We start from the raw sequence: 12,224 nt of genomic DNA on the forward strand, positions 1-12,224 counted from the left end.
CCGGCAGTGTAGACATGGGCACATGGTGCGTCTGCCCGGCCGGCCCGTGTCCCGGCCGCCCCGTTCTCCCGGGCAGCCGCGCGCACCGCACAGCCCGCCGCGGCAGGCGCGCGGCAAGGGCGGCAAGGGCGTCAGCCGGCCGGGAGTGCTGCGGTCGGCGGTGACCGGGCGCAGCGTGGCCGGTCAGGTGTTCCTCCTGCAGGTGGTGATCGTGCTGCTGCTGGTCGTCTCGGCGGTGGTGGCCCAGGTGCTCCAGGTGCGGCACGACAGCGACCGGGAGGCGACGAACCGTTCCCTCGCCGTGGCCGAGACCTTCGCCAACTCGCCCGGCATGGTCGCCGCGCTGCGCTCGGCGGATCCCTCGGCCGTCCTGCAGCCGCGCGCGGAGGCCGCCCGCGAGGCGACCGGCGTGGACTTCCTCGTCGTGATGAACACCGAGGGCATCCGCTACACGCACCCCAAGCCCGACCGCATCGGCAAGAAGTTCGTCGGCACGCTCGCGCCGGCGGTGGCCGGCGGCACGGTCACCGAGCACATCAACGGCACGATCGGCCCGCTGGTGCAGGTCGTGGTGCCGGTGAAGGACCGCGCCGGCACGGTGGTGGGCCTGGTGTCGGCGGGCATCACCACGGCGCACGTCGGCGGGGCCGCCCACCAGCAGCTGCCCCTGCTGCTCGCGGCGGCGGCCGCCGCGCTCGCGCTGGCCACCGCGGGCACCGCGCTCGTCAGCAGACGCCTGCTGCGCCAGACGCACGGCCTCGGGCCGTACGAGATGACCCGGATGTACGAGCACCACGACGCGGTGCTGCACGCCGTCCGTGAGGGTGTGCTGATCGTCGGCGGCGACGGCCGGCTGCTGCTCGCCAACGACGAGGCGCACCGCCTGCTGAACCTGCCGGCGGACGCCGAGCGGCGGCATGTGCTGGAGCTGGGCCTGGACGACGAGACGGCGGGGCTGCTGACCTCGGGCCGGGTCGCCACGGACGAGGTGCACCTGGTCAAGGACCGTTTGCTGGCCGTCAACCAGCGGCCCACCGACCTGCGCGGCGGCCCGCCCGGCAGCGTCACCACGCTGCGCGACTCCACCGAGCTGCGCGCCCTGTCGGGTCGCGCCGAGGTGACCCGGGAACGGCTGAACATGCTGTACGACGCCGGGGTGGGCATCGGCACCAGCCTGGACGTGACCCGGACCGCGGAGGAGCTGGCCGAACTGGCGGTGCCCAGGTTCGCGGACTTCGCGACGGTGGACCTGTTCGACGCGGTGCTGAACGGGGAGGAGCCGCGGCCGGGGACGGCGCTGCGCCGTACGGCCTGCGTGGGCGTACGCAAGGACTCGCCGCTGATGCCGGCCGGCGAGCGTATCCGGTTCGTGGCCACCTCGCCGCAGGCCCGCGCCCTGACGACAGGGCAGTCCGTCGTGGGAGCGCGGCTGCGCGACGAGCCCGGCTGGCGGGCGCAGCACCTGGAGCGCGCCGACCAGGTGCTGGCGTACGGCATCCACTCGCTGATCACCGTGCCGCTGCGGGCGGGCAGTCTGGTGCTGGGCGTGGCGAACTTCTGGCGGGCGGAGAAGCCGCAGCCGTTCGACTCCGAGGAACTGGCCCTCGCGGAGGAGCTGGTGGCGCGGGCGGCGGTGTCGATCGACAACGCCCGCCGGTACACCCGCGAACACAGCATGGCGGTCACGCTGCAGCGCAGTCTGCTGCCGCGCACCCTGCCCGAGCAGGGTGCCCTGGAGCTCGCCTACCGCTATCTGCCGGCGCAGTCCGGCGTCGGCGGCGACTGGTTCGACGTCCTGCCGCTGTCCGGTGCCCGGGTGGCCCTCGTCGTCGGGGACGTGGTGGGGCACGGGCTGCACGCGGCGGCGACCATGGGCCGGCTGCGCACGGCCGTGCACAACTTCTCCTCCCTCGACCTGCCCCCGGACGAACTCCTGGGCCTGCTGGACGAGCTGGTGGGCCGGCTCGACCAGGACGAGACCCCGGTGACCGGCGGGGCGGTGGTGACCGGTGCGACCTGCCTGTACGCGATCTACGACCCGGTGTCCCGGCGGTGCACCGTGGCCCGGGCCGGCCATCCGCCGCCCGCGCTGGTGCACCCGGACGGCGCGGTGGAGTTCGCGGAGGTGCCCGCGGGCCCGCCGCTGGGCCTGGGCGGGCTGCCGTTCGAGACGGCGGAGCTGGAACTGACGGAGGGCAGCCGGCTGGTGCTGTACACCGACGGTCTGGTGGAGGACCGGGAGCGGGACATCGACGAGGGGCTCGATCTGCTGCGCGACGCCCTGCTCAGGACGCCGGGCGCCTCCCCGGAGGACACCTGCCGTACCGTGCTGGACCGGCTGCCGGCCCGGCCGAGCGACGACGTGGCGCTGATCGTCGCCCGGACCCGGGTGCTGGGCGGCGACCGGGTCGCGCAGTGGGAGGTGCCGTCCGACCCGGCGGCCGTGTCGGAGGTGCGGGCCTCGGTGACCCGGCGGCTGGCCGACTGGGGGCTGGAGGAGCTGGCGTTCACGACGGAGCTGATCCTGAGCGAACTGGTCACCAACGCCATCCGCTACGGGCGCGACCCGATCGGGGTCCGGCTGCTGCGTGACCGCGCGCTGGTCTGCGAGGTCTCCGACAGCAGCACGACCTCGCCGCACCTGCGGTACGCGGCGAGCACCGACGAGGGCGGCCGGGGCCTGTTCCTGGTCGCCCAGCTCGCCGAACGCTGGGGCACCCGGTACACCCCGCACGGCAAGGTGATCTGGGCGGAGCAGCCGCTGCCCCGAGATCCGGGGGCACGGGAAATGCGTTGAGCCGGGACCGGCCGGCGGGTGATGATCTCCGGCATGTTCTCGCGCAGAAACCGCCGGGCCGGCCGGTCGGACCGGCCCTCCTCCCCCGCTCTCGTCACCGCCTGGGAAGCCCTGGACGCCGGGGACGTGCCCGGTGCCCTGCGGCAGGTCCGGGCCGCCGGGGAGGACCAGCCGCTCGCCGAGGTGGCCCTGGTGGTGGGGCGGGCGGCCGGCTCGGCCGGCTTCCCCGACCTCGCCGACGCCTCGGCCGCCCTGGCCGCGGCGCCCGAGGACGCGCGGGCGCTGTACGACTTCGGGTACGCGTGCGTCGAGCGGGGGGTGCCGGCCCTGGCGGTTCCCGCGCTGCGGGAGGCGCTGCGCCGCAGCGGCGGGGCGCTGCCCGTGCTCCGGGAGCTGGTGTCGGCGTACGAGGACGAGGGCCGGCACCGCGAGGCGGTGACCGAACTCCTCCGTCACGACGAGCGCCTGGCGGACTGGCCGGACCGCTACCTGCTGGTCTACAACGCCGTCCTCGCGGGCGACCTGGACCTGGCCCGGAGCCGGCACGCGCTGCTGTCCGACCCGGAGGACCCGCAGTGGCAGCCCGCCCGGGACCGGCAGAACCGCACCCTCGCCCGGGCCGCCGACGCCGGGCGGGCGGGCCGGCTCGGCCCGTCGGATGTGCGGGGCTGGCAGTACGTGCTGGGCGGCACGGTGCTCGGCACGCTGTCGCCGTACGGCTTCGACGACGGCATGAACGGTCGCTACGCATGGCTGCAGGACACCCCGGACCAGTGCCTGCGCGGTCTGCTGCGGCTGCGGGCGCTGCTGGACGGCGCCGGGGTCCGGCCGCGGACGGTGTCGCTGCTGCCCGACCGGGACTCGCGGATCCTCGGGCTCGCCGCGGCGGAGGTACTGGGCCTGCCGGCCGAGCCGTTCGCGCCGGGCCGGCCGGACACGGTGGTCGTGGCCTACGACCTGGACGGGCTCGCGGCGCACGACGGCGGACCGGAGCTGATCGGAGAGCTGTTCGAGCGGGTCCCGGGGCAGGTGCTGCACGCGCACGCGTGCTGCTGGACGGACCCGCCCGCCGTCACCCCGGACAGTGCCGCCCTGCTGCACCAGTCGGTGGTGGCGCCGTGGAGGGCGCAGCTGCGCCAGTCCGCCGACGGCGGGGTGGAGCAGGGGCCGGCGGACGACCGTCCGGAGGCGGAGGTGGCCGCCGGCATCACCGGCGCGGGCCTGTCCGACGGCGCCGGGGACGGCACGGGCCCGGCGGACGGCGACGCGGAGTTCGCCGCGTTCGCCACGGCCGTCGCGGGCACGTGGCTGCGCGGCGACCGGGCGCGTGTGCGGTCCGCCGGGCCCGTTCCGAGTTCCCGGTTCGCCTGAGCGGGGCGGTCAGCCGCCGTCGAGCCGCGAGCGCAGCAGCCGCTTGCCCATGTCGGCACCCTTGCGGCTGTCGGCCTGGGCCTTGCGGAACAGCTCGGCGACCTCGTTGTCCTTGTCGCGTTCGGCGTCCTGGATGTACTGCTCCAGACGCAGGGCGTTGCTCAGGCACGCCTCGACGTACCAGATGAGGTTGTAGTCCTTGTCGCGGGTGCCGGTGACGTCGCCGGTCTCGCTGGTGCTGGTCATCCGGGGCCTCCTCCTTCTGTCGACCCTGTGGCGATTCCGCTTGCGGACCGCCCGGGTACCCGTGCCGCCTGCGGGCACACCGGCCGTTCGGGTCCGCCCCCGCCCGCCGGTCACCGCGCGGTTCAGCCGAGGGCGCGGTCCAGGTTGAACGCGGCGCTGATCAGGGACAGGTGGGTGAACGCCTGCGGGAAATTGCCCTGTTGCTCCCCGGTGCGGCCGATCTCCTCGGCGTACAGGCCGAGATGGTTGGCGTAGGTGAGCATCTTCTCGAAGGCCAGCCGGGCCTCGTCGAGCCGGCCGGCCCGCACGAGTGCCTCGACGTACCAGAACGAGCAGATGGAGAAGGTGCCCTCGTCACCGCGCAGGCCGTCGGGGCTGGCCTGCGGGTCGTAGCGGTAGACGAGGGAGTCGGAGACGAGGTCCTCGGTGAGCGCGTCCAGGGTGGACAGCCACTTGGGGTCGGTGGGGGCGATGAACTTGGCGAGGGGCATCATCAGCAGGGAGGCGTCCAGCACGTCACCGCCCTCGTACTGCACGAAGGCACGCCGGCGCTCCGACCAGCCGCGGTCCATGATCCGCCGGTAGATGGTGTCGCGGGCCTGGCGCCAGCGCCGGTGGTCGGCCGGGAGGCCGCGGTGGGTGGCGAGGCGGATGGCGCGCTCGATCGCGACCCAGCACATCAGCCGCGAGTACAGGAAGTCCTTCCGTCCGCCGCGGGTCTCCCAGACGCCCTCGTCGGGCTGGTCCCAGTTGTCGCAGACCCAGTCGACCAGGTGGCACACGTCGTCCCACTGGCCGCTGGGGATGGGCTGGGCCCACTTGTCGTAGAGGTAGATGGAGTCGATCAGGGCGCCGTAGATGTCGAGCTGGAGCTGGCCGACGGCGGCGTTGCCGATCCGGACCGGGGCCGAGCCCCGGTGGCCCTCCAGGTGCGGCAGCACGCGTTCGGGCAGGTCGGCTCTGCCGTCGATGCCGTACATGATCTGCAGCGGGCCGGAGCCGTCGCCGCAGCCGGGGCTGATGTGCGTGGTCAGGAACCGCATGAACGCCTCGGCCTCGCCGCTGAAGCCGAGCCGCAGCAGTGCGTAGACGGCGAAGGCGGCGTCCCGCACCCACACGTACCGGTAGTCCCAGTTGCGCTCGCCGCCGAGCTGTTCGGGCAGGCTGGTGGTGGGGGCGGCGATGATGGCGCCGGTGGGGGCGTAGGTGAGGAGCTTGAGGGTGAGCGCGGAGCGGTGCACCATCTCGCGCCAGCGGCCCCGGTAGCGGGACTGGTGCAGCCAGCGCCGCCAGTAGGCCACCGTGGCGTTGAACTCGTGTTCCGCCTCGGCGTGGGCGCAGCCGCGCGGGGCGACCGCGCCGTCGACCTGGTCGAGGGCGAACACCGCGGACTCGCCCTCGCTCAGCTTGAAATCGGCCCGGGCGTCGCGGGCGTCGCACTCCAGGGCGACGGTCGAGGTGAGCGCGAGCGACCGGACGGACGACTCGAACAGGACCAGGCCGTCCACGGTGCGCACGGTGTGGGCGACGGCGCCGTAGTCGAAGCGGGGGGCGACCAGCATCCGGAAGGGGACGGTGCCGCGGACGCACACCACGCGCCGGATCAGCCGGTGCCGGCCGGTCTCGTGGGGGGCCTCCGCCGCGACCGGCATGAAGTCCTGCACCTCACCGACGCCGTCCTCGGTGAAGAACCGGGTGATCAGCACGTTGGTGTCGGGGAAGTAGAACTGCTTGGTACGGGCGGGTACGGCGGCGGCCAGTTCGAAGGAGCCGCCGCGCTCGGCGTCCAGGATCGCCGCGAAGATGCTGGGGGCGTCGAAGGCGGGGCAGCAGTACCAGTCGATCGTGCCGTTGCTGCCGACCAGGGCCACCGTGCGCAGGTCGCCGATGAGTCCGTGCTCGGCGATGGGCAGGTAGCGGGGGCCGCGCGGGGGGTCCTCGGGATACGGCGTGTGGACCATCGGCGGCCTCCCGGTCGGGGCTGTGGTCTCGTCCGGTGTACGGGATTCTCCCGCTTTCGGATATTTTCCAGCTTAGGGGGGAGTGGATCCGTGTGGCGTGGGAAGGTGCCCTTCACCCTTCCCCGGGGCGCTTCGGGATGCACGCTGCGCCGGGGAGGGGAATGGTGAGAGTGTGCTCCGTTCGGAGGCACCGGCACGGATGCGGTCATCCGGACCGAGGAGGAGGCATCATGTCGACATCCACACCCGAAGAGTCCCGTTCGTCGGACGACGTCTGCACCCCGGACGCCCTGCTCCACTCCGCGCCCCCCGGGGACGTCACCCCTGAGGACCTGGTGATGGCGGCGGGCAGGGACGTCACACCGAAGACCCTCGACTGGGCGCGTCGCAAGCTGGAGTCGGAGGGCACGGCTGCCATCGAGAAGCTGCTGCCCTAGGGCGGTCCGGGGATTTCCGGGACGGCAACGGGGAACCGGCCGGGCGCATTCGCGCCCGGCCGGTGGTGTGTGCGCGCCGGCCCGACGGCCGCCGGCGGGGGTCCGCCTACTCCGGCAGTTCCGTCTCGTCCGGTACGACGTGCATCGCGGCCTCCTCCGCCCCGGCCGCTCCCCCGTCGATGCCCACGTCCCGGGCGACCTCTTCCTTGGTGGTGTCGGTGTGGGCACCCTCGTCCGGGGCGACGAGCCGCCCGGCGCGGGCCTCGCCGGCCTCGGGATCGACCGGTTCGCCCTCGCCGCCGGGGAGGTCGCCGATGTCGTCGCCGGGCGGTGCGGTCACGTCCGGGACCTCCTGGCCGAGCCGTTCGTCCAGGGTCTCGCCGGCCTGCTGTTCGGCGGCGGTCGTGCCGTGCCGGGTGACGCCCAGGGGGCGTTCGGGCGGGGAGTAGCCCTCGTCGAGCATGTCGTCGTAGGTGCGTTCGCCGACCGCGTCCTGCAGGTCCAGGGGCCCGGCGTCCTCCTGTTCCTCGTTGGTGCCCGTGGGCTGGTAGGCGTCGTCCGCCATGGGGGTCTGCTCGGACTGCTGGTCGCTCATGGTCGCCTCCTGCGGGGGTTGTCGGACGGTCCCGGTCCGCGTTTCCCGTGGCCGGATCATTAACCCCGTGTCGTCGACCCCGCGGGCGCCCGGACGGATCGGCCGCCGGCCCTGATCCGCTCCTGCCGCGTCACGGAGCCGCGGACGCGGTGCCGGGCCGGGGGCGGTGCCCCGGTCCGAGCGGGGAGGGACGGAGCGGATCAGGGGCGGCCGTGAGGGGAGGCGTTTCCCGCGCTTGACAGCCTTGTGTCATCCACCCGTACCTGCAACCCATGTGCAGTAAAGGGCGGGGAAAGCCGCGCCGGGCCGTGGCGCGGCGGGCGCGCGGGAAACTCCCCCGGCGCTCACAGGGCCTTGCGGCGCACCAGCACCGCCAGCACCAGCAGACCGGGAAGCAGCGGCAGCCACACGGTCAGCAGCCGGTAGCCGAGCACCGCGGACGCGGCGGCGGCGCCGGGGGTGCCGGCGGCGGTGAACGCGAGGGCCAGTGCGGCGTCCAGCGAGCCGAAGCCGCCCGGTGTGGGCAGCAGCGCGGCGGCGCTGCTGGCGGCGAGGTACAGCAGGACGACCTGGAGCGGGGCGAGGGGCAGACCGACGGCCCGGGTGACGGCCACGAGGACCAGGGCGTGCAGCAGGGCGAAGGCCACGGAGCCGCCCCACAGAGCCGCCGCGCGGACCGGGCAGGCGTGCAGCGCGCGGATGTCGGCCAGGACGGCGGCGAGCGGCCGCCGGCAGCGCGGCCACAGGGGGCTGGCGAGCAGGACCGCCGCGAGGGCGGCGACGCCCACGGCGACGGCGACCGCCGCCAGGGAGAAGCGCGGGAGGCGCAGCAGGCCCGGGCAGGCCGGGGCGAGCAGCGCGATCAGCGTCAGGCGGGCGGTGGCGCCGGCGGCGGCCTTGACGGCGAGCGCGCCGGCCGAGCGCCCGGCCGGCAGCCCGCAGCGCATCAGGAACCGCAGGTTCACCGCGCCCGCGCCGAGCCCCGCGGGCAGCAGGTGGTTGGCGGCGGAGGCGGCGAACTGGGCCGCGACCAGCCGGGGTCCGGGCAGCCGCGGGACGACGGCGCCCTGCTGGGCGAGCGCGGAGGCCGCCCAGGTGCCCAGCGCCGCCGCCGCGCCGACCAGCAGCCAGCCCTGGTCGGCGACCGCCAGCCGTCCGGCCCCGCTCTCGACGGCGGGCCAGTGCCGGCGGGCCAGGTACACCGCGCCGAGCAGGAGGACGAGGCAGACGCCGGCCTGCCAGCGGGCGTGCCGGCGGCCGAGGGTGGGGGCGAGTCCGGCGGGCGCCGTCATGAGCCGGCGCCCGGTACGGCGTAGTAGATCCGGACCGTGCCGGCGGGGACGGACCGCCAGGCGCGGGCGTAGCCGGGCGGCGCGGAACCGGTCGGCACCAGCACGGCGACCGGCGTGTGCCGCGCGGCCCCGGCGATGCCGTCCTCGGTGGCGTTGGCGTTGGGCCCGGCCGTCGCGGCCGAGCCGCAGCCGGCGGCGAAGGCGACCGGCAGGGCCTCGTGGCCGGCGACCAGGCAGGGCGGGCGCACACCGGTGCGGCGCAGTGCGGCCGCGGTGCGCGTCCACTCCCGGTGGGCGGCGGTGGTGTGGCCCACGGTGTGCAGGAGCACGGCGAGCTGCACCGCGAGGTGGGCGGCGAGCCCGGCGCAGACCAGCACCACGGCGACCGGACGGACGGCCGGGCGCGGGGCCGGGGGCAGGGCCGGGCGCCGGGGCAGGTGCGGGAGCAGGAGCGGGGCGGTGCGCGGGGTGGAGCGCCGGGGCCGGCGGGGTGCCCGGGGCGGGGCGGTCGTCAGATGGAAGAGGGCGTCCGCGACGGGCACGGCGAGCAGGGCGTAGGCCGGGAGGAGGAAGCGGGGGGCCGCGTAGCCGATCAGGAAGAGGTAGGGGAAGGCGGCGGTCGCCGCGCAGCCGAGCGGGAGTGCCGTGGCCGTCGTGCGCCGGGTGCGGACGGCGACGGCCAGGGCGAGCGCGGCGAGCAGCGGCAGGGTGAACCACCAGAGGGTGAGCAGCGGGTGCGGGAGGGCGCCGGTGCAGGGCCGGCACAGCGTGCGCCCGCCCAGGCTGCGCAGCTGGTCCACGACGGCGACGTGCCAGCCGAGACCGCCCTGGATCGCCGAGGCCTCGGACAGCCGCCGCGCCAGGCCGCCGTAGCCGGTGTACGCCTCGATCACCCACTCGGCGGCTCCGGCGGCGAGCCCGGTGAGCAGGGCGGGCAGGGCATGCCGGCGGTGGCGCGCCAGAGCGAGGACGAGCAGGGGCAGAGCCGCCCAGACCGCGTCCACCGGCCGCATCCACGCCATGAGTGCCGCGCTGCCCGCCAGCCCCCACAGGGCGCCGGGCCCGGTGCGGGAGCGCAGGAAGCAGCCGGTGGCGGCCAGGGCGCCGACGGCTACCCAGTAGTTGGGCATGGCCTGGGGGCCGTAGAACAAGGTCACCCAGAGGGAGGCGAACAGGGCGCCGCCGAGGGCGAGGACGCGGGCGGGGAACAGTCCGCGCCAGGCGCGCAGGGCCAGGTACAGGGCGAGCCCGGAGAGCAGAGCGAGGTGGACCCGCAGCAGGGGGGTGGACGACGACCAGGACGCGATGGGCGCGACCAGCAGGGAGATGCCCCGGGCACGGGGTGCGCTGAAGAAGGACGCGGGGGCGTGGCCGCTGACCTGGCTGACGTACACCGTCTCGTCCCAGCCGAGGCCCATCCCGGGCCGGACCAGGACGAGTTGGGCCACGGTGAAGGCCGCGGCGACGGCCGCGAGCGGCCAGGCGGTGCGTGGCGGGCCGGCGGACGGGCGCCGCGCACGCGCACGGCTCGCCGTGGCGACTGCCGCGTGCGCACTGCCGGTCATGGACCACCCCTCCGTCCCCTACAGGTCGTAGGGCCCGACGCCACCCTACGGCCTGTAGGGCCGAGGGAGGGAGCCGGGGAACACGGCTCAACCTAACCCGGACCACCCGGCGATGCCCGGCTGACGGGGCCAACCGGCCGACGGCCCTACGCGCTGTAAGGTTGGGGCATGGCTGGCACAGGGTCCCGCGGCAGGGCGGAGCGGCGCAGCGCCGGGGCGCTGGAGAGCGAGGTGCTGGCCGCGCTCTGGGCCACCGAGCGGCCGCTGACACCGGCCGAGATCCAGCACGGGATCGGGGGCGGCCTCGCCTACAACACGGTCCACACGATCCTCAAACGCCTGTACGACAAGGGGCTGGTGCTGCGGGACGCCGACGGGCGGCGCGGCGCGTACCGGCCGGCCAAGAACGCGGCCGAGCTGACCGCGCAGGCGATGCACGAGGCCCTGGACCGGGGGCCGGACCCGATCGCTGCGCTCCAGCAGTTCGTGACCGGGCTGAGTGCCGAGGAAGAGCGGGCGCTGCGCGAGCTGCTCGCCGGAGGCGGCGTGTGAGGCCGGGCCCATGAGCGGAAGCGGACGGTGAGGTACGGCGCATGAGGTTCGCTGTGTACGCCCCGCTGGTGCTGTCGCTGCTGTTGTCGGCGCTCGCTCCCGTGCTCGCCCGGCGGGCCGAGCCGGCGCTCGCCGCGCGCGTGCTGGCCCCGGCCGCGGTGCTCACGGCGGCGGCCACCGTGTGGTCGCTCGTGCTGCTGGCCGCCGCGCTGCTCGGGGACGTGCCGCCGCTGGTGCGCGAGGCCCGGGAGGACGGGCGTCCGTTCACCGATCCGGTGCCGGAGGCGATCGGGCTCGCCGCGTGCCTGGCGCTGGCGGTCGTCGCCCTGCGGCTGCGCCGGGCCGTGCGGGCCGAGCGGAGCACGCGGCGGGCGCTGCGACGGCTCGCCGCGGGGCAGCCGGGGGACACCGAGCTGATCGTCGCCGCCTCCGAGGTGCCGCGGGCGTTCGCGATCCCGGGCCGGCCGGGCCGGATCCTGGTGACCTCGGCGATGCTGGGTGCGCTGGGGCCCGCCGAGCGGCGGGTGCTCCTCGCGCACGAGCGGGCCCATCTCACGCACCGGCACGGGCTGGTGGTGACGGCGGTGACGCTCGCCGCGGCGGCCGATCCGCTGCTGGGTCCGGTGCGCACGGCGGTCGTCTTCCTGGTGGAGCGCTGGGCCGACGAGCGGGCGGCGGCCGCGGTCGGGGACCGGCGGGTGACGGCGCGGGCACTGGCCCGGGCCGCGCTCACCGCGGGCCGCACCGGCACGGTGTGCGCCCTGCAGTTCACCGACCGGGCGGTCACCCGCCGCATCGCGGCCCTGCAGACCGGCCCGCCCCCGTTCCTGTGGCCCGTCGCGCTGGTCGCCCTCGCCCTCGGCACGCTCCCGGCGCTCCTCGCCGCCGACGCCACCGGCGACCTGCTGGGACTGCTCTCCGCCATGCTCGACTGACCGACACCGCCCGACCACTGCCCGAATCACGATCCACCGCCCCGACCGCCCCGGAGCCCGATCCACCGCCGCGGTCGACCCGGAGCCGCTGCCCGACGCGGCCGACCGACCGGCAGCGCTCAGCCGCTGCCCGGGGCCGGGATCGGCGGCCCGCCCCAGAGCCTGCGATCCACCGCCGCGGTCGACCCGCAGCCGCTGCCCGACGCGGCCGACCGGCAGGCGGGGGTCAGCCTCTGCCCCGAGGGCCAGGAACAGCGACCCGCCCCCGAGCCCGATCCACCGCCGCGGTCGACCCGGAGCCGCTGCCCGACGCGGCCGACCGGCAGGGCTCAGCCGCTGCCCAGGGGGCCAGGAACAGCGACCCGCCCCAGAGCCTGCGATCCACCGCCGCGGTCAACCCGCAGCCGCTGCCCGGCGCGGCCGGCCGACCGGCAGCGCTCAGCCGCTGCCCGGGGCCGGGGACGGTGGTCCGT

The 12,224-nt window shown here is 75.7% G+C and carries 10 protein-coding genes; 5 read left to right on the forward strand and 5 right to left on the reverse strand.

Annotated elements, in window-relative coordinates; translation table 11 throughout:
• Positions 1 to 22 precede the first annotated feature (22 nt).
• Both IG05_RS0136350 and IG05_RS0136355 read left to right on the forward strand, forming a co-directional pair.
• Positions 23 to 2,797, forward strand: a complete 2,775-nt coding sequence (locus tag IG05_RS0136350; protein WP_234336174.1) for a SpoIIE family protein phosphatase/ATP-binding protein — start codon at positions 23 to 25, stop codon at positions 2,795 to 2,797.
• Positions 2,798 to 2,830: 33 nt separating this feature from the next.
• Complete coding sequence (locus IG05_RS0136355) at positions 2,831 to 4,168, forward strand: hypothetical protein (protein ID WP_030348370.1); 1,338 nt, start codon at positions 2,831 to 2,833, stop codon at positions 4,166 to 4,168.
• Between the two features lie 9 nt (positions 4,169 to 4,177).
• On the opposite strand, the gene IG05_RS0136360 is transcribed toward IG05_RS0136355, so the two are convergent.
• Both IG05_RS0136360 and IG05_RS0136365 read right to left on the reverse strand, forming a co-directional pair.
• On the reverse strand, positions 4,178 to 4,414 hold the full coding sequence (locus tag IG05_RS0136360) for a hypothetical protein (RefSeq protein ID WP_030348371.1): 237 nt from the start codon (positions 4,412 to 4,414) through the stop codon (positions 4,178 to 4,180).
• Positions 4,415 to 4,536: 122 nt separating this feature from the next.
• Positions 4,537 to 6,375, reverse strand: coding sequence for a glycoside hydrolase family 15 protein (locus IG05_RS0136365; protein WP_030348372.1), 1,839 nt, complete (start codon positions 6,373 to 6,375; stop codon positions 4,537 to 4,539).
• 230 nt (positions 6,376 to 6,605) lie between these two features.
• On the opposite strand from IG05_RS0136365, the gene IG05_RS0136370 reads away from it, so the two are divergent.
• A complete protein-coding gene (locus IG05_RS0136370) occupies positions 6,606 to 6,812 on the forward strand; it encodes a hypothetical protein (RefSeq protein WP_030348373.1) in 207 nt (68 codons plus the stop codon).
• 106 nt (positions 6,813 to 6,918) lie between these two features.
• On the opposite strand, the gene IG05_RS0136375 is transcribed toward IG05_RS0136370, so the two are convergent.
• The 3 genes from IG05_RS0136375 to IG05_RS0136385 all read right to left on the reverse strand — a co-directional run bounded on the left by IG05_RS0136375 (position 6,919) and on the right by IG05_RS0136385 (position 10,264).
• Entirely contained in the window at positions 6,919 to 7,407 is a 489-nt protein-coding gene (locus IG05_RS0136375; RefSeq protein WP_030348374.1) for a DUF5709 domain-containing protein, read from the reverse strand.
• Positions 7,408 to 7,751: 344 nt separating this feature from the next.
• The gene (locus IG05_RS0136380) at positions 7,752 to 8,699 is read right to left on the reverse strand and encodes a lysylphosphatidylglycerol synthase domain-containing protein (protein WP_030348375.1); all 948 of its coding nucleotides are present in this window, start codon (positions 8,697 to 8,699) and stop codon (positions 7,752 to 7,754) included.
• Entirely contained in the window at positions 8,696 to 10,264 is a 1,569-nt protein-coding gene (locus IG05_RS0136385) for a hypothetical protein (protein WP_107051487.1), read from the reverse strand. The genes IG05_RS0136380 and IG05_RS0136385 overlap by 4 nt, the downstream gene beginning before the upstream one ends.
• 168 nt (positions 10,265 to 10,432) lie before the next feature.
• Between IG05_RS0136385 and IG05_RS0136390 the strand changes: the two genes are divergently transcribed.
• The gene (locus IG05_RS0136390; protein WP_030348377.1) at positions 10,433 to 10,816 is read left to right on the forward strand and encodes a BlaI/MecI/CopY family transcriptional regulator; all 384 of its coding nucleotides are present in this window, start codon (positions 10,433 to 10,435) and stop codon (positions 10,814 to 10,816) included.
• Between the two features lie 41 nt (positions 10,817 to 10,857).
• The gene (locus IG05_RS0136395) at positions 10,858 to 11,751 is read left to right on the forward strand and encodes a M48 family metalloprotease (protein WP_030348378.1); all 894 of its coding nucleotides are present in this window, start codon (positions 10,858 to 10,860) and stop codon (positions 11,749 to 11,751) included.
• Positions 11,752 to 12,224: the final 473 nt, after the last annotated feature.

This window comes from Streptomyces sp. NRRL S-1022, from assembly GCF_000720135.1.
GTDB lineage: Bacteria > Actinomycetota > Actinomycetes > Streptomycetales > Streptomycetaceae > Streptomyces.

What these genes read in the sequence shown, in the direction of transcription:
- IG05_RS0136350 (WP_234336174.1), top strand. Translation starts at nt 23, where the DNA reads ATGGTGCGTCTGCCCGGCCGGCCCGTGTCCCGGCCGCCCCGTTCTCCC.
- IG05_RS0136355 (WP_030348370.1), top strand. Translation starts at nt 2,831, where the DNA reads ATGTTCTCGCGCAGAAACCGCCGGGCCGGCCGGTCGGACCGGCCCTCC.
- IG05_RS0136360 (WP_030348371.1), bottom strand. Translation starts at nt 4,414, where the DNA reads ATGACCAGCACCAGCGAGACCGGCGACGTCACCGGCACCCGCGACAAG.
- IG05_RS0136365 (WP_030348372.1), bottom strand. Translation starts at nt 6,375, where the DNA reads ATGGTCCACACGCCGTATCCCGAGGACCCCCCGCGCGGCCCCCGCTAC.
- IG05_RS0136370 (WP_030348373.1), top strand. Translation starts at nt 6,606, where the DNA reads ATGTCGACATCCACACCCGAAGAGTCCCGTTCGTCGGACGACGTCTGC.
- IG05_RS0136375 (WP_030348374.1), bottom strand. Translation starts at nt 7,407, where the DNA reads ATGAGCGACCAGCAGTCCGAGCAGACCCCCATGGCGGACGACGCCTAC.
- IG05_RS0136380 (WP_030348375.1), bottom strand. Translation starts at nt 8,699, where the DNA reads ATGACGGCGCCCGCCGGACTCGCCCCCACCCTCGGCCGCCGGCACGCC.
- IG05_RS0136385 (WP_107051487.1), bottom strand. Translation starts at nt 10,264, where the DNA reads ATGACCGGCAGTGCGCACGCGGCAGTCGCCACGGCGAGCCGTGCGCGT.
- IG05_RS0136390 (WP_030348377.1), top strand. Translation starts at nt 10,433, where the DNA reads ATGGCTGGCACAGGGTCCCGCGGCAGGGCGGAGCGGCGCAGCGCCGGG.
- IG05_RS0136395 (WP_030348378.1), top strand. Translation starts at nt 10,858, where the DNA reads ATGAGGTTCGCTGTGTACGCCCCGCTGGTGCTGTCGCTGCTGTTGTCG.